The sequence below is a fragment of the Brevibacillus panacihumi W25 genome, from assembly GCF_000503775.1.
Lineage (GTDB): Bacteria > Bacillota > Bacilli > Brevibacillales > Brevibacillaceae > Brevibacillus > Brevibacillus panacihumi_A.
The window spans coordinates 1,880,825-1,896,351 of sequence record NZ_KI629782.1 but is presented as its reverse complement, the minus strand read 5'-3'; the positions used below and the strand labels follow the sequence as shown (position 1 = coordinate 1,896,351).

Here is a 15,527-nt window from a genome sequence, read left to right as displayed (position 1 = left end):
TCATACCCATGGCTTACAGGGACAGATGCACGTTTTTTTACAGGCGTTTACTTGGAGAGGTCGAGAAGATTTTGCGACAACGAGGTAAGCTCTTGGACACTGGCTGTGATTTCTTCGGTGGCTGCGGCCTGGGAGTGAACCATCTGAGCACTTTCATTTATTCTTTCGGATACCTCGTTGATAGCATGATTGATTTCCTGAAGGCTCTTCTCAATGTTCTTTACGGCGTCACGGCTGTGCTGGGCAAGCTTGCGAATCTCGTTGGCTACGACATCAAAGCCTCTGCCGTGTTCGCCAGCTCGCGCAGCTTCAATCGCTGCGTTCAGACCCAGCAAGTGGGATTGATCGGAGATTTCGTCGATCAGGCGGCTGATTTCAGATGTTTTTTTCGCATATTCTTTCATGTTGGTCATTAATCCTACAATGAACTCCTGAGTAGAGGAGATAGACTGTGCTTTATCTGCAATATCGGAAATCGACGCGGCAATTTGTTCCAGAGATGCGGCGAGATGCTCTGCAGAGGAAGCAATCTTTTCCTGTTGCTCCAAAGACCAGCCGACACCGAATGCACCGACGACTGCTCCGTTCTCGTCTTTGATTGGCATTGTCACACAACGGAAGGGCACACCGCGGACTTCTTTGGGAACATACACACGCAAGACTTGATTGGCTTCAATCGCATCGTACAAGCCATCGCCCTTAACGATGGGACAACCCAAATATACGACGTCCAACGTTTTGCCAGGGTGGTAAAAGGTGACCTTTTCCAGATCTGTAATGCAGACCATGACATCATCATCTTTGTACACTTCGGACAGCAACGGAGATACCTGCAATAATGAATCGTACATGCTCATGTTTTCGTCAATCCTTCTTTCTTGGTAGTAGTCAGCGATACATGAAAAAGCTTCCCTAAATTTGGTATCGGCAATGAGTGTGTCGACAAATAGGGATTAAACGCAAAATAGTACGAAAAATGGCGAATTTTTAAAGGGATTGGATATATTTACTATAGCATATGACAAATGTCATATCCTTCACTTGACGTTTATGACTACAGCTAACATGTCTGATTCTTTACAATAAAGACACAACACTTCGGCTGGCGTGTGGCGAGAGGACGTCAGCGAGAGGAGACATGTCATGCATCAATCGAACATTGCTCACTTGAAAAAAGAGGTTGCTCCCTTTGAGCAGACGAATCTTAAGCTGAGCATCAGACAGATCATCAACACGTTGGTTCCTTATATTCTGCTCTGGTACGCAGCCTATCTCAGCCTTTCCGTTTCCTACTGGCTCACCCTGCCAATCCTCGTTGTTGCGAGCGGTTTTTTGATTCGTACCTTCATCATTTTTCATGACTGCTGCCATCAATCCTTTTTCCAAAACCGCTTGGCAAATGATATCGTAGGCACAATCACGGGTGTGCTGACACATGTACCTTATGAGCAATGGAAAAATTCCCATTCGATCCATCATGCCACCAGCAGCAACCTTGACAAGAGAGGCGTTGGTGACATCTGGATTCTGACTGTAAAAGAATATGAGGCAGCACCACTGTGGCTCCGCCTCGCTTATCGGATCTATCGAAATCCTATCGTCATGTTTGGCCTTGGCCCGATCTATGTATTTTTGCTGCAATACCGCTTCAATCGCAAAGGGGCAAGACGAAAAGAACGCCTCAATACGTATTTGACCAACCTGTTGATCGCTGGTTTTTATGCCGTCATGGTTTGGGCGGTCGGGTGGGAGACCTTCCTGCTGATTCAAGGCCCGATTTTTTATCTCTCCGGATTGTTCGGCATCTGGCTGTTTTATGTACAGCATCAGTTCGAGGATTCGTATTTCGAGAATGAAGAGGAATGGAGCTACGTCAAGGCGGCAGTAGAGGGAAGCTCATTCTATCAGCTGCCCAAGCCGCTGCAATGGATTACTGGCAATATTGGCTTCCACCATGTGCACCATCTCAGCCCGAAGGTTCCCAACTACCATCTGGAAAAAGCGCATGAGTCCACGCCGCCGCTCCAGCATGCTACAACGATTACGCTGAAGACAAGTTTGAAGTCGCTGCAATTTCGCCTGTGGGATGAAGAAAACAAAACGTTTGTCGGTTTTCGTTCGCGAAAGCGTCATCCTCGCCGTGTCGACCATGCGAAGGAAGTCATTCGCACAGGTCAGGCGTATATGGAAGGAAAATAACCCCCCACGAGCAGTCCGATTCGTATACACTTACCTTATCGGCATGTAAAGGTGGAATCGTATGCAAAAGTGGTACCAGATCTTTCATAAAAGCACTGGGCTAAGTCCGTATGTGTGGGTTGTCTTCCTGATCCTGCCTTTCTACTTTATTTTTCGCTCTTCCTCCACGTATGAAGTGGTGTTTGGGATCTGCATGATTCTGGGGTTTTTCATCTGCTACGTTTTCTCTTTTTTATCCAAGGGATGGCAGATGTACTTCTGGACGAGTCTGCAGATCATTATCTCGATCACGATGACGTTACTGTTCGGCTATGTATACTTTGCCTTGTTTCTTGCGTTTTTTATCGGCAATATTCAGAATAAAGTCGGCTTCTTTACGCTCTACACGATCCATCTGATCAGCTCTGTCGTATCGATCAACATGGGCTTCATCACCAAGAATCCCGATATTATCACCCAGTTGCCATTTGTCCTGGTCAATCTGATTGCGGTCATCCTCTTGCCCGTCACCACGTACAATCGAAACAAGCGAGAGCAGTTGGAAGGGCAGCTGGAACATGCGAACAAGCGAATCTCGGAGCTGGTCAAGCTAGAGGAGAGACAGCGCATTGCCCGCGATCTGCATGACACGCTTGGGCAGAAGCTTTCCCTGATCGGTCTGAAAAGCGATCTGGCTGCCAAGCTGATCAGCAAAAACCCGCAGCAGGCTCAGACGGAGCTGAAGGAAATCCGGCAGACAGCCCGAATTGCCTTGAAAGAGGTGCGGGAGATGGTGACGGAAATGCGCGGAACTCGCTTGGAGGATGAAATTCTCCGAATCAGACAGATCTTCCATGCTGCGCAAATTTCTTTTAAGCTGGCAGGGGAGACCAATCGGACGAACATCTCCCTGATTACCGAGAATGTTGTCAGCATGTGCCTGAAGGAAGCTGTGACCAATATCATCAAGCACAGCCAGGCTACGGAGTGCTGTATCGAGATCCAGCCCTCACGTACAGAACTGACGGTAAGGGTACAGGATAATGGTGTGGGCTTGACAGAGGAGACGGTGTACGGAAAAGGGAATGGCCTGCGTGGCATGCGGGAGCGGCTGGAGTTCGTAAATGGTACGATGGAGATAATAGCGGATGAGGGTACGACTCTAGTCATCAAGGTGCCAAGCGTTCTCAAACAACCGGAGAAGGAGGTGGGAGGATGATACGAATCGTCATTGCAGAGGATCAGCGTATGCTATTGGGCGCATTGGCTTCCCTGATCGATTTGGAGGAAGATATGCAGGTGGTCGGCAAGGCAAGCAATGGAGAGGATGCAGTCAAGCTGGTGCAGCTCCACCAGCCCGATATCTGCATTATGGATATTGAAATGCCGGTCAAAAGCGGATTGGAAGCCGCCGAAGAATTGCGCGGATCCGGCTGCAAAGTGATGATCCTGACCACTTTTGCCCGTCCGGGGTACTTTGATCGCGCCCTCAAGGCAGGCGCGCACGGCTATCTCTTGAAGGACAGCCCCAGCGAGGAGCTGGCCAGCTCGATCCGCAGCATCATGGCAGGGCGGCGCATCTATGCACCCGAGCTGATCGATGAAGCCTACGGCCAGGAAAATCCGCTGACTGAGCGGGAGAAAGAGGTCCTCCTTCTGATGGCGGACGGCAAGAACACCAAGGAGATCGCCAGCGAGCTATTCCTGACGACGGGCACAGTGCGGAATTACATCTCTGTCATCCTCGACAAGCTCGATGTAAGCAACCGAATTGAAGCAATCATGCGATTCAAGGAAAAAGGCTGGTTTAAATAGCCTTTTTTTTCTTTTCCTGTTGCTCATTCTTATTCCGGCGTACGGATGAAAAATCATGTATACTACATACAAGAAACCTGATAAGCGAATGATGAGGAGAAAGGCGGAGAAGAAATGAAGGTAGCGATCGCACAGCTCACTTCCACTTTAGATAAAGAGCAGAATTTGCAAAAGGCACTCGCGTATGTAGCCAAGGCGAAAGCAGCAGGAGCGGATATGGTGCTGTTTCCCGAGATGTACAGCGCCGCAGCTACACCGAAGTCAGGTGTTCGTCCGTCAGACGTGGCGGAACCATTGGACGGACCTTTTGTTTCGGCACTGGGTGAAGCAGCCCGTGAGCACGCCATCTATGTGATCTGTGGTGTGTTTGAGACAATCGCGGGAGATCAGGACCGCGCGTACAATACGACTGTCTTTTTCAATCGATCCGGAGAATTGATCCATACGTACCGCAAGACACATCTCTATGATGCGTTTTCGTATATCGAGTCTGACTTCATAGCGGCGGGAGAGTCGCCGTATCAGGTCGTGGATACAGAATTTGGAAAAATCGGGCTAATCGTCTGCTACGAGGTGCGTTTTCCGGAAATCGCCCGCCAATTCGCCTTGCAGGGCGCTGATGTCCTGTTGGTTCCGGCTGGCTGGGTAGCAGGGGCGATGAAAGAGGATCATTGGGAGACATTGGTTCGCACTCGTGCAATCGAAAACACCATGTTCGTCTGTGCAGCGGATCAGGTGGGCAATATTTTTGCCGGGCGCAGCATGATCGTGGACCCGATGGGGGTAGTTGTGGCGAGCGCAGGAGAAGAAGAGACCCTCCTGGTGGCGGAGATTGATCTTGAACGCATCCAGCGAGTACGCCAGAAGCTGCCAAGTGTAGCGAACAGAAGACCCGAACTGTATACGCGCTAGTTGAAAAATAGGCATCAGGCGACGGTTATTATCCCATTCTTGTGGGAACCGTCGCCTTTTTGCAGCTCGGATTTTTAGGCGGCCAGGCATGAACGTTTTTCCCGCTATACCATATGATGCTAGCAAAACAGGATTCCAATCTTATTTATGCAATCGCTATCATCATACGTGAAGGGAAGGATGATCGTATGTATTGGATCGTTGGCGGACTGGTAGGTCTGGTTGTCTGGTGGGGCATGAACATGCTGATGACGGGAAAAGCGGGAGGAACAGGATGGCTGGCGACCTTGATCGTCGCCTTGCTGGGAAGCTGGCTGGGAGATCTGATCCTGGGCGATTGGCTGTGGATGCTGGCCGGATTCAATGTGATTGCCGGTGCGATCGGCGCGGTCGTGTTGACATGGCTGTGGAATATGATCGCCAAACAGTTGAAGTGATGAGAAAAAGGTATGGATGAAAACAGGCTGCATCCGCGTGGATGCAGCCTGTTTTTTGGTTTGGTTGTCCTTTAGGAAATAAGGATGACCACGAACAGCTGGTCGAGGAAAAAGGGAAAAAAGCTGAAGGCATTTGGGATCTTGACCAAGCTGGAGCGGAAAAGGCGGAACACGAATTCAGCGGCCAACCCTGAATCACTTCTTCGAAGTGGCTGCTTTTGGCCGCGGTTCCGCCTTTGGAGTGAAGCGGCCAGGGATGACCCCAGCAAAGATCCCAACCCGCCTGAAGCGTTTTCCCTTTTTCCTCCCCTACACTACAGATGGTCGACCACTATCTCATAACCGATGCATACTTGAAGTAAGCACCACCGAGCGGAAAGATGATGAAATCTTTCACATGGTCATTTTTCACATAAGGATTGCCGCGGAAGTTGATCGGTGCCAAAGGCATTTCCTCCATCAGGATTGTTTCAGCCTCGAGCAGGATTTGCTTGCGTTTTTCGAGGTCAGGCTCGGTATAGCTTTGGTCGATCAATTCCTTGAACTTCGGATTCTCCCAATCCGGGTGGTTGTTGCCGCCCGTTTTTTCACGGAACATCTCCAGGAAGTTGATCGGGTCGTTGAAGTCCGCGCCCCATTGGAAACGGATCATGTCGAAATTGCCTTGCGAGCGCATATCCCGGTACACTTTCAATTCTGCCGTGTACAGCTTCACGTCAATGCCCAGGTTGCGTTTCCATTGGTCTTGCAAGGCTTCCGCCACTTTTTTGTTCATATCCGTCGAATCGAAGGTATACGTAACGCTCGGGAAGCTGGTCAAACCCAGCTCCTTCATTCCTTCTTCGAGCAGTTGTTTGGCTTTTGCCGGGTCTTCTTTAAAATAGCCTTCTGGTTTCAGGCCCATCGAATCGGGAACCCATCCATACGCTGCTGGTACGCCAGTCTGCAGGATGTTGTCGATGATCGCTTGGCGATCAATCGCGTAGGCGAAGGCTTGTCTGATCTTTTGGTTGTTGAAAGGCGGTTTCTGCGTATTGAAAACCACAGATTGCGTCCCCGGATTGCTGGCAACCATCAGTTTTCCTTCGTTTTTCAGATATGGGATGGCATCTGGCGGCAGAGTGGAGGCAGGATAGCCGCCCCAGTCGATGTCGCCGTTTTCAAACATGGAAAACGCGGTGTTGTTGTCATCGATCATGGCGACTTCCAGGCGGTCCAGTTTGACGTTGTCCTTGTCCCAGTAGTTGTCATTCTTCTCGAAGACAATTTTTTGCTTATGCTCCCATTCTTTCATGATGAACGGGCCGTTTCCCACGATTGTCGCAGCCTCATCCGCCCATTTCGGGTTGGATTCGACTGTTTTTTGATGCAGGGGGAAGAGGGTCGGGAAGAAGGTCAACTCCCGGAAAAACGGCGTAGGGGCCTTCAGCGTGAATTCCAGCGTGTAGTCATCCAAGGCTTTTACGCCGACATCATCAGCACTGCCTATTCCCGTATTGTATTCCTCTCCTCCTTTAATGTAGTAAAGCTGATAGGCATACTCGGAGGCCGTTTTCGGGTCCAGGTTGCGTTTGATCGCGTATACGAAGTCATGAGCCGTGAGCGGATCGCCATTGCTCCATTTGGCATCTTTGCGGATTTTAAAAGTAAACTGCGTGTAATCAGGCGAGTTGGTAAAGCTTTCGGCCGTTGCATTGACCAGTTCTCCGTTCACATCGTAGCTCGTCAACCCTTCAAAGGCTGCGTAAATCATGTCGAACGAGTCAGCGTCTACGGCGATCCCGGGATCAAGGGACGGCGGTTCACTGTTGATGCTCCAGCGCAGAACCATAGGCTCGCCATTGGTGCTGGCTTGTTCTGCTTGCGGTGATTCATTTGATTGCGTGCTGCACCCGGTCAATACCCCAAACAGCAAAGTCAGACCGGTGAGTAAGGCAAATGCTTTTTTCATGATGTTCTCCCCCCTATAAAATCTCTCGTCTATACATGTAAGGATATTTCTTTTAGTTTAGTAAAGTCAAACAAAATTATGTTAGATGGTTAACAATGAAAGAAGCTCCCTTTGAAAGGGAGCCTTCTGAAAGACAAAGCGTCTCATTGTCCGATGATGATGCGTTCTTTGGGATGGTGATAACGTACGATCCGCTCGTTCCGTTTGAGGAAGAGCAGGACGTTGATAATCCCGATCCGCCCGATCATCATGGTAATGATGAGGATCAGCTTGCCCGGGGTACTCAGCTCCGAAGTGATGCCTGTAGACAAGCCTGTCGTCCCGAAGGCGGAGCAGACCTCGAACAAGACGTGCTGGAATGGCATATCCTCGAGCCAGACCATCAGGATCACAGACGTGAAGACCAGGAATATGGCGACGAAGAACACGAGAAACGAGCGCATGATATCCTCTTCTACCAATTCCCTGCCGAACACCTTCACGTCCTTGTAGCCGCGCATATGGTTGATTACCGCCGCGACCATGACAAAAAAGGTCGTCGTCCGGATGCCGCCCCCGACACTGCTTGGAGAGGCGCCGATGAACATCAGACCAGCCAGCATCAGGAGGGCAGGACTGGAGAGATGGCTGATCTCCAGTGTGGACAGGCCTCCGCTGCGTGACGAGATGGAATGAAAGAGCGAATAAAACAAGGTCTCATGCCAGCTCATGCCCGCAAACAGCTGGGTTCGTTCAAATAGGTATAGAAAAAGGGCTCCGACGGCGACAAGGGAGAAGAAAGTAACCGTCGTGACTTTGGTAAAGAGGGAGAAGGTAAATCGCATTTTTGCCCGCCGATAGGAAAAGTAATTGCGGACCTCCATCAAGACCGGAAAGCCGATTGCACCGCAAATAATCAAAATCATAACAATGGATTGGTAAATATAGTCATGTGAAAAGTCGAGCATGGAGTTTCCATGAAGATCAAAGCCAGCGTTGGTAAAGGCGCTGACCGAAGCGAAGAAGCCATGGTAATACGCGGAGTACCAATTGCTGTAGTATCCGCTGAGCAAAAAGTGACTGCCCAAAAGAATGGTTCCCACCAACTCGATCAACAGGGCCAGGACGAGAATATTGCGCATCAGATTGACGAGGCCAGATAATGTCGAACGGTTGTGGTCCGTCGCGATCCAGATTCGTTGCTCCAGTCCGATCCTATGCCCCATCAGCAGCCAAAAGAAGGTGCCCAGTGTCATAATCCCGATCCCGCCCACTTGGAAGAGCAGCGTCAGATACAGAATGCCCCAATCGTTGAAAATCTCGTGGATGGTGATGACGGATAGACCAGTCACACTAATCGCGCTGGTTGCTGTAAACATGGCGTCGATAAAGGAAATGGAGGCGCCAGTGTTATGGAAGATGGGGAGGTATAAGAGAACGCTGGACAAAAGGATCAATCCGACGTAGAAAAAGACGATGATCTGAACCGACGTCAGCCGACGTTTTTGGTAGGAAGAAGATAACAAGGACAAGCCCCCCGAACACGTTTACTCATAACGGTAATCATACCGAAAAAGAAGGTTGCAAGCAAAACTTTTCCGTCAGGGGCTGTCCGAATGTTACAGAATCCAGAAAAAAATCACGGCTGCGAGCACAATTCGATAAAGGGCAAAGGGTACAAGCTTGATTCGATTGATCAGGCGCAGGAAGAATCGGATCGCGAGCCAAGCGAAGAGAAAGGCGCTGATAAAACCGACCACAAAAAACGGCAGAGCTTCGATCGTGATGTACTGCCAGTTCTTCAACAGGGACAAGAAGCTCGCGCCGGCCATGATCGGAACGGCCATAATAAACGTAAAGTCGGACGCGGAGCGGTGATTCAGGCCCAGCAGCACGCCGCCGGAGATCGTGGAACCAGAGCGGGAAAAACCCGGCCACAAGGCGATACATTGGAACAACCCGATAATCAGCGCTTGCTTGTGGGTGATCTGGTCTACAGAAACCACTTTGGGCTTGGCAGGACGAAACCAGTCTGCAGCGATCATCAAGAGTGCGCCTGCCACAAGGCCGATCAAGACGGTATGTACGGAAAAGAGATACTCGTCGATATAGTCGTTAAACAATACGCCTAAGATACCGGCGGGAATAAGGCCGACCAGGACTTGGGACAGACGAAGCTTTTCCCTGGGGTTGCCGTTGTCGGAGGGAAGCCTTTTTAACCCAAGCAGACTCAAGAAGCGATCTTTGAAGATGATGACTGCGGCTATGATGGAGCCGAGTTGGATAACTACTTTGAACGTGTTGGCGACATGTGGCGAAAACAAAGCACTGGAGTGAAGCAGCGTGTCGTCGACAATAATCATGTGTCCTGTAGATGAAACGGGGGCAAATTCGGTAAGTCCTTCTACAAGACCCAACACGAATGCCACGAAAATCTCCCAAAGATTCATGAACTCTCACCTTTCTGCGTAAATCGCAGGTTGATTTTGATAGGTAGACTTTTGTCCTTATTCACTTTAATACAAATAAACGTAAATAGGTACCCTTTCTCCATGTCGATTTCCCGGGAAAAGTACGATCGATTTGACAGAAAAAAAGACAGAATGGTGGAGAAAGAGCTCCATCCTGTCTTTTGTCTGCGAATCAGCATGCTACGGGGAGGGTGAAAACATGCGGGGCTGATACTCCAGGTTCTTCTGCAGCTCATCTAACTCCTTGGCAGTCAGATTTCGCCAATGCCCCAGCTTTAACCCGTTTAAGTGAATGTTCATGATGCGAATGCGCTCCAATTTGCGAACTTGATAGCCAAAGGCGGCACACATCCGTCTGATCTGCCGGTTCAGCCCCTGGGTCAGGATGATGCGGAAGACGCGTTCGCTCATTTTCGTCACGGTGCAAGGCTTTGTGATGGTGCCGAGGATGCGCACGCCGCTGGACATTCCTTGCAAAAAAGCGGGGGTAATCGGCTTGTCCACTGTGACGATGTACTCTTTATCATGGTTGTTTTCCGCACGCAGGATTTTATTGACAATATCGCCATCGTTCGTCAAAAGGATCAAGCCTTGGGAATCCTTGTCCAGCCTGCCGATCGGGAAGATGCGCTCGGGATGATTGACAAAATCGATGATGTTTCCTTTTACATGGAGCTCTGTCGTACAGGTGATGCCGACAGGCTTGTTCAAGGCGATGTAGACTGCCTTTTTTTTCGTGCCGATGGGCTTTCCATCGACCCTGACGTCATCACCCTCGGAGACGGTGCTCCCCAGTTGGGCGATGACGCCATTGATCGTCACTCGCTTGGCTTCGATCCATTTATCCGATTCACGTCTCGAACAAATGCCAGATTCACTGATGTATTTGTTAATTCGCATGCGCAAAATCCTTTCTTTACGATTGCAGCTTATCGAGAAGTTTCTTCCGCCATGGTTCTGCCAGTTCCGCCACTCCCAGCATTCGTTCGATGGTGGAGCGAGGGGGATTTTTCTCATGAAAGTAGAGGTGGTGAATGGAGGCGACAGTCACTTTGGCAGGATGGGCAGACAAAAGGGTGATTGTCGAGGACGGAACGATTGTCCCAGGCTGCAGCACGCGGAAAAAATACCCCGTATAGCCGGTCTCCACTACTTTTTTCAGCAATTGATTGTTGTTGTTGCGCTTGTTGATCGTGGCGCAAGGATAACGTCCCTGTGAAACCTGGAGGACAGCGTCCCCGATTTGAAAGATGTCTCCGATGCACACCTGTTCTTCCGTCATATTGCTTGCACTAATATTTTCGCCAAAAGCAGAAATCGGCAACGGGTATCCAAAAACTTTCTCCCAGTGGGCATAATGTTCAAAAGGATACAGGCAGACAACGCGGTCCGGACCGCCGTGATATGCGGGATTTGCCACTTGATCCGCTTCGATTTGCTGTTCTTGGACAAGCAATTCATCAGCTTGTGTCTTCCAAATGCCAGATCGAAATACGGCCCCGTTATATAGGTTGTCCTTCGGGGTGCCTTTACAGATAAACATGAGTTGTCGATCCATCTCCATCATTTCGCAATCTCCCGTCTCGTTTATTGATTTCATTACTATATCACAGGAGTGTGGGTGTCGAGAATCAGGGTTTTGCGATGATTTCTTCCGACAAAAAAGACACCTGTGGGAGGTTCTGGTATGATAATGGAAAGAAAGCTACAGGAGGCTTACTCACATGCAATCATCAGGCGTGGTATTGCACACCGATAAATATCAAATCAACATGATGTACGCGCACTGGATCAATGGAACGCATAATCGCAAGGCTGTGTTTGAGGCGTTTTTTCGCAAACTTCCCTTTGGCAACGGATATGCCGTCTACGCTGGTCTGGAGCGAATTGTGGCTTATATCCAGAATCTGCGCTTTGAAGAGAGCGATCTGGTTTACCTGAGCGAACAGGAGGAGAATTACGATCCTGCGTTTTTGGAGGAACTGCGTCAATTCCGCTTCACAGGCTCGCTCTATTCGGTCAAGGAAGGGACGCTGGTTTTTCCGAACGAACCGCTGATCCGCGTGGAAGGGCGCATGCTGGAAGCGCAGTTAGTGGAGACAGCGTTGCTCAACTACATGAATTACCAGACGCTGATCGCCACGAAGGCATCGCGGATCAAGCAGATCGCAGGAAATGACATCCTGATGGAGTTCGGGACGCGGCGGGCACAGGAGGCGGATGCAGCGCTTTGGGGAACACGCGCCGCTTATCTGGCAGGATTTGATGCGACCTCCAATATGCTGGCTGGGAAAATGTTTGGCATTCCGACAAAAGGGACGCATGCGCATTCGTGGGTTCAAAGCCATGACAGCGAGGAGCTTGCGTTCGAGCGTTTTGCAGAGGCCTTGCCGGGACAAGTGACCTTGCTGGTGGATACGTATGATACCTTGAAAAGCGGTGTCCCTCATGCCATCGAGCTGGGCAAAAAACTGCAGCAGCAGGGTAAGAAATTGGCTGCGGTCCGGCTGGACAGCGGAGATTTGGCTTATCTGTCGATCAAGACGCGCGAAATGCTGGATAAAGCGGGACTGGAGGACGTGCAAATCGTCGCATCCAATGATCTGGATGAGCATACGATTCTCAACCTGAAGGTACAGGGAGCGCGGATCGACAGCTGGGGGGTCGGCACGCAGCTGATCACCGCCGCAGACCAGCCGACGCTGGGCGGCGTCTACAAGCTCGTCGCGCGCGAAGGGGAAGACGGGAGCTATTTGCCGACGATCAAAATATCGGGGAATCCGGAAAAGGTAACCACACCGGGGATCAAGGAAATGTATCGGCTGATCGATCCGGCTACAGGAAAAGCTGTCGCCGACTATCTGTGCTACCCGGAAGAGCAGCAGGTTCTCAAAGGCGAGCCGATCGAGCTGATCAACCCAAGCCACCCCTATCTGAACAAAAAAGTAACGAACTATCGGGCGGAGCCGCTGTTGACTCCCGTCTTTGTGGAAGGCGAGCTGGTGTATGAACTGCCGACTCTTGAGGAAATCCGCGCTTATCATCGCGAGCAATTGGGCTTGTTCTGGCCCGAATACCTGCGCATGCTCAACCCTGAGCACTACCGTCTGCACATCAGCGAGCTGATGTGGACGACCAAGACCCAGTTAATGAAAGCGTACTTGTATAAATAAGGAAGCTTCGCCTTTCGGTCAACCATATAATCGTTGAACGAAAGGCGATTTTTTGGGGAAAAGATAAATAAATGTTAAATTAGGTCTTGAAAGTAAGCTAATTTTTTGAAAAAATGAATAATTATTAATTGTAGACTTCTCTTTTCTCGTCTATAATTATTGACGTTTCTATCGTCTCTTTACTTCGGTACAAAGGTGATGTGGTAAAATTTTACAGACAAAAAAGAGAGAGTCGGGAAGGGTGGAGAGTACATGCAAACAACAGAGAGAGAAATCGTAGGAAAAGAAAACCTGAATCCATTTGAGATCGTACAAAAGCAAATTGATGCGGCTGCATCCTTGCTGGGATTGCCTAGCACTGCTGTAGAAATACTGAAGCATCCCAAGCGGGTAGTCTGTGTCAGCTTCCCCGTCAAAATGGATGATGGCAGTGTTCGCGTATTCGAAGGCTATCGTTCGCAACATAATGACGCGATTGGTCCTACGAAGGGTGGAATCCGTTTCCATCCAGACGTTACATTAGATGAAGTAAAGGCGCTCTCCATGTGGATGACCTTTAAATGCGGCGTTGTCGGTCTGCCTTATGGCGGCGGAAAAGGCGGGGTCATCTGTGATCCGCATGATTTCAGCAAAGGTGAGCTGGAACGCATCAGCCGCGGCTTCATGGAAGCAATCGCGGATATTGTCGGACCGGATAAGGATATTCCAGCGCCGGATGTTTATACAACGCCACAGATCATGGGTTGGATGATGGATACCTTCAGCCGTTTGAAAGGCGCATACTCGCCAGGCGTCATTACGGGAAAACCGTTGATCATCGGCGGCTCCAAAGGACGCAGCGAAGCGACTGCACAAGGCTGTGTATTTACGATCCTGGAAGCGTTGAAAGAATTGGGCCGCAAGCCGGAGGAGACGACAGTCGCCATCCAAGGCTTTGGAAATGCCGGCCGCATCTCGGCCAAACTGCTTGCTGAGCTCGGTTTTGCCATCGTAGCAGTGAGCGACTCGCGCGGAGGCATCTACGATCCGAACGGTTTGGACGTGGAAAAGGTTGGTCAATTGAAGGACACCGGCTCGATCCAGGATTATGAAAACGGCAAAAAGATCTCCAACGCAGAGCTGTTGGAGCTTGATGTAGATATTTTGATTCCAGCGGCATTGGAAAATGTCATTACGGCCGCAAACGCCGAACGGGTGCGGGCCAAGGTGATTGCCGAGGCTGCCAACGGCCCAACAACACCGGATGCAGATGTCATCCTGCGTAAAAACGGTGTCTTGGTGATCCCGGACATCCTGGCGAATGCTGGAGGTGTGACCGTCTCTTACTTCGAGTGGGTACAGAACCTGATGCATCACTACTGGTCGGAAGCAGAGGTAAATGAGAAGCTGCAAACGGCGATGGTGGAAGCCTACGCTGCGGTTCGGACTCTGGCTGAGAAATACGGAGTAGATATGCGCACAGGTGCGTATATGGTCTCCTTGCTGCGGATTACGCAAGCCATGGAGGCGCGTGGCTGGATTTAAGTAAGCAAGCTTGACCTCTTGTCCCCTTTTTGGGAGGCAGGGGTCTTTTTCATACCAAGATTGAATATTTTGGCAGGAAGTTGAGTATAGTTGTCGAATTTCTCGGAATTACGATTTTTTCCCTGCTCGATGCAGATGGAAAGGGGGATTTTACATCATGCCTATCAAAGTGCCAGATGGTTTGCCAGCTACGGAAGTGTTAGCCAACGAGAATATTTTTGTGATGCCAGAAAGTCGTGCCTTTACCCAGGATATACGACCTTTGCGCATCGTTATCCTAAATCTGATGCCTGTCAAGGAAACGACGGAGACCCAACTGCTTCGATTGCTGGGGAATACGCCGCTGCAGGTCGAGATCGTTTTGCTGCACATGTCGAGCCACACCTCGAAAAATACGTCGGAGGAGCATCTTTCTTCGTTCTATCATACGTTTGAAGATATTCGCCACCAACGATTCGACGGGATGATCATTACAGGAGCGCCCGTGGAGCAGCTTGATTTCGAGGAAGTCACCTACTGGAAGGAATTGCAGGCGATCCTGGACTGGAAGATGGAAAATGTCACTTCCACCCTGCACATCTGCTGGGGAGCGCAAGCAGGGCTGTACCATCATTACGGAGTTCCGAAGCATCCGCTGCCGGATAAAATGTTCGGGATATTCCCTCATACGGTAAACCAGCAAAATATCAAATTGTTCCGTGGCTTCGACTCGTATTTCTACGTTCCGCATTCGCGGCACACCGAGAACCGCAGAGAGGACATCGAGAAGGTAACGGAGCTGGAGATTCTCTCCGAGTCGGAGGAATCGGGCGTATATATCGTCGCGAGCCGGGATGGACGCCAGATCTTTGTGACGGGCCATTCCGAATATGATCCGCATACCCTGCAGGATGAGTACCAGCGCGATGTCAGCAAGGGACTGGATATTGCGGTGCCGCGACACTATTACCCCAAGGACGATCCAACCAAAGCCCCGATCGTCACCTGGCGCTCCCATGCCAATTTGTTGTTCTCCAATTGGCTCAACTACTATGTCTATCAGGAAACACCATACGATTTGAACAATCCCAAGTAAGGACTATGCCAT

14 protein-coding genes are annotated in these 15,527 nt (G+C 50.1%); 8 read left to right on the top strand and 6 right to left on the bottom strand.

The window, feature by feature from the left end:
* Nucleotides 1-47 precede the first annotated feature (47 nt).
* The gene (locus T458_RS38450; RefSeq protein ID WP_023556367.1) at nt 48-857 is read right to left on the bottom strand and encodes a methyl-accepting chemotaxis protein; all 810 of its coding nucleotides are present in this window, start codon (nt 855-857) and stop codon (nt 48-50) included.
* Between the two features lie 286 nt (nt 858-1,143).
* Between T458_RS38450 and T458_RS38445 the strand changes: the two genes are divergently transcribed.
* The 5 genes from T458_RS38445 (at nt 1,144) to T458_RS0128680 (ending at nt 5,342) form a co-directional block, all read left to right on the top strand.
* Entirely contained in the window at nt 1,144-2,199 is a 1,056-nt protein-coding gene (locus tag T458_RS38445; protein ID WP_023556366.1) for a Delta(5) desaturase DesA, read from the top strand.
* A 61-nt stretch (nt 2,200-2,260) separates the two neighbouring features.
* On the top strand, nt 2,261-3,397 hold the full coding sequence (locus T458_RS38440; protein WP_023556365.1) for a sensor histidine kinase: 1,137 nt from the start codon (nt 2,261-2,263) through the stop codon (nt 3,395-3,397).
* Nucleotides 3,394-3,993 carry a response regulator transcription factor gene (locus T458_RS38435; RefSeq protein WP_023556364.1) on the top strand — a complete coding sequence of 200 codons (600 nt, stop codon included), beginning with the start codon at nt 3,394-3,396 and terminating at the stop codon, nt 3,991-3,993. The genes T458_RS38440 and T458_RS38435 overlap by 4 nt, the downstream gene beginning before the upstream one ends.
* A 114-nt stretch (nt 3,994-4,107) precedes the next feature.
* Nucleotides 4,108-4,905 (top strand): carbon-nitrogen hydrolase family protein, encoded by a 798-nt coding sequence (locus tag T458_RS38430; RefSeq protein WP_023556363.1) that lies wholly within the window; start codon nt 4,108-4,110, stop codon nt 4,903-4,905.
* A gap of 188 nt (nt 4,906-5,093) precedes the next feature.
* On the top strand, nt 5,094-5,342 hold the full coding sequence (locus T458_RS0128680; RefSeq protein ID WP_031305625.1) for a GlsB/YeaQ/YmgE family stress response membrane protein: 249 nt from the start codon (nt 5,094-5,096) through the stop codon (nt 5,340-5,342).
* Nucleotides 5,343-5,673: 331 nt separating this feature from the next.
* Here the strand turns inward: T458_RS0128680 and T458_RS38425 are convergent, their stop codons facing one another.
* From T458_RS38425 to T458_RS38400, 5 genes are all read right to left on the bottom strand, one after another.
* A complete protein-coding gene (locus T458_RS38425) occupies nt 5,674-7,293 on the bottom strand; it encodes a peptide ABC transporter substrate-binding protein (protein ID WP_023556360.1) in 1,620 nt (539 codons plus the stop codon).
* A gap of 143 nt (nt 7,294-7,436) precedes the next feature.
* The gene (locus tag T458_RS38420; RefSeq protein ID WP_023556359.1) at nt 7,437-8,798 is read right to left on the bottom strand and encodes a TrkH family potassium uptake protein; all 1,362 of its coding nucleotides are present in this window, start codon (nt 8,796-8,798) and stop codon (nt 7,437-7,439) included.
* Nucleotides 8,799-8,891: 93 nt separating this feature from the next.
* A complete protein-coding gene (locus tag T458_RS38415; protein WP_023556358.1) occupies nt 8,892-9,722 on the bottom strand; it encodes an undecaprenyl-diphosphate phosphatase in 831 nt (276 codons plus the stop codon).
* A gap of 201 nt (nt 9,723-9,923) precedes the next feature.
* Nucleotides 9,924-10,643, bottom strand: a complete 720-nt coding sequence (gene rluF, locus T458_RS38405; RefSeq protein WP_023556356.1) for a 23S rRNA pseudouridine(2604) synthase RluF — start codon at nt 10,641-10,643, stop codon at nt 9,924-9,926.
* A gap of 16 nt (nt 10,644-10,659) precedes the next feature.
* Nucleotides 10,660-11,310, bottom strand: a complete 651-nt coding sequence (locus T458_RS38400) for an MOSC domain-containing protein (protein WP_023556355.1) — start codon at nt 11,308-11,310, stop codon at nt 10,660-10,662.
* A 157-nt stretch (nt 11,311-11,467) separates the two neighbouring features.
* Here T458_RS38400 and T458_RS38395 point away from each other — a divergent pair, with 157 nt between their 5' ends.
* The 3 genes from T458_RS38395 to metA all read left to right on the top strand — a co-directional run bounded on the left by T458_RS38395 (nt 11,468) and on the right by metA (nt 15,515).
* Complete coding sequence (locus T458_RS38395; protein ID WP_023556354.1) at nt 11,468-12,916, top strand: nicotinate phosphoribosyltransferase; 1,449 nt, start codon at nt 11,468-11,470, stop codon at nt 12,914-12,916.
* 252 nt (nt 12,917-13,168) lie between these two features.
* The gene (locus T458_RS38390; protein ID WP_023556353.1) at nt 13,169-14,440 is read left to right on the top strand and encodes a Glu/Leu/Phe/Val family dehydrogenase; all 1,272 of its coding nucleotides are present in this window, start codon (nt 13,169-13,171) and stop codon (nt 14,438-14,440) included.
* A 157-nt stretch (nt 14,441-14,597) separates the two neighbouring features.
* A complete protein-coding gene (metA, locus tag T458_RS38385) occupies nt 14,598-15,515 on the top strand; it encodes a homoserine O-acetyltransferase MetA (protein ID WP_023556352.1) in 918 nt (305 codons plus the stop codon).
* The last annotated feature ends 12 nt before the right edge of the window (nt 15,516-15,527 follow it).

What these genes read in the sequence shown, in the direction of transcription:
- T458_RS38445 (WP_023556366.1), top strand. Translation starts at nt 1,144, where the DNA reads ATGCATCAATCGAACATTGCTCACTTGAAAAAAGAGGTTGCTCCCTTT.
- T458_RS38450 (WP_023556367.1), bottom strand. Translation starts at nt 857, where the DNA reads ATGAGCATGTACGATTCATTATTGCAGGTATCTCCGTTGCTGTCCGAA.
- T458_RS38415 (WP_023556358.1), bottom strand. Translation starts at nt 9,722, where the DNA reads ATGAATCTTTGGGAGATTTTCGTGGCATTCGTGTTGGGTCTTGTAGAA.
- T458_RS38440 (WP_023556365.1), top strand. Translation starts at nt 2,261, where the DNA reads ATGCAAAAGTGGTACCAGATCTTTCATAAAAGCACTGGGCTAAGTCCG.
- rluF (WP_023556356.1), bottom strand. Translation starts at nt 10,643, where the DNA reads ATGCGAATTAACAAATACATCAGTGAATCTGGCATTTGTTCGAGACGT.
- T458_RS0128680 (WP_031305625.1), top strand. Translation starts at nt 5,094, where the DNA reads ATGTATTGGATCGTTGGCGGACTGGTAGGTCTGGTTGTCTGGTGGGGC.
- T458_RS38425 (WP_023556360.1), bottom strand. Translation starts at nt 7,293, where the DNA reads ATGAAAAAAGCATTTGCCTTACTCACCGGTCTGACTTTGCTGTTTGGG.
- metA (WP_023556352.1), top strand. Translation starts at nt 14,598, where the DNA reads ATGCCTATCAAAGTGCCAGATGGTTTGCCAGCTACGGAAGTGTTAGCC.
- T458_RS38400 (WP_023556355.1), bottom strand. Translation starts at nt 11,310, where the DNA reads ATGATGGAGATGGATCGACAACTCATGTTTATCTGTAAAGGCACCCCG.
- T458_RS38435 (WP_023556364.1), top strand. Translation starts at nt 3,394, where the DNA reads ATGATACGAATCGTCATTGCAGAGGATCAGCGTATGCTATTGGGCGCA.
- T458_RS38430 (WP_023556363.1), top strand. Translation starts at nt 4,108, where the DNA reads ATGAAGGTAGCGATCGCACAGCTCACTTCCACTTTAGATAAAGAGCAG.
- T458_RS38390 (WP_023556353.1), top strand. Translation starts at nt 13,169, where the DNA reads ATGCAAACAACAGAGAGAGAAATCGTAGGAAAAGAAAACCTGAATCCA.
- T458_RS38395 (WP_023556354.1), top strand. Translation starts at nt 11,468, where the DNA reads ATGCAATCATCAGGCGTGGTATTGCACACCGATAAATATCAAATCAAC.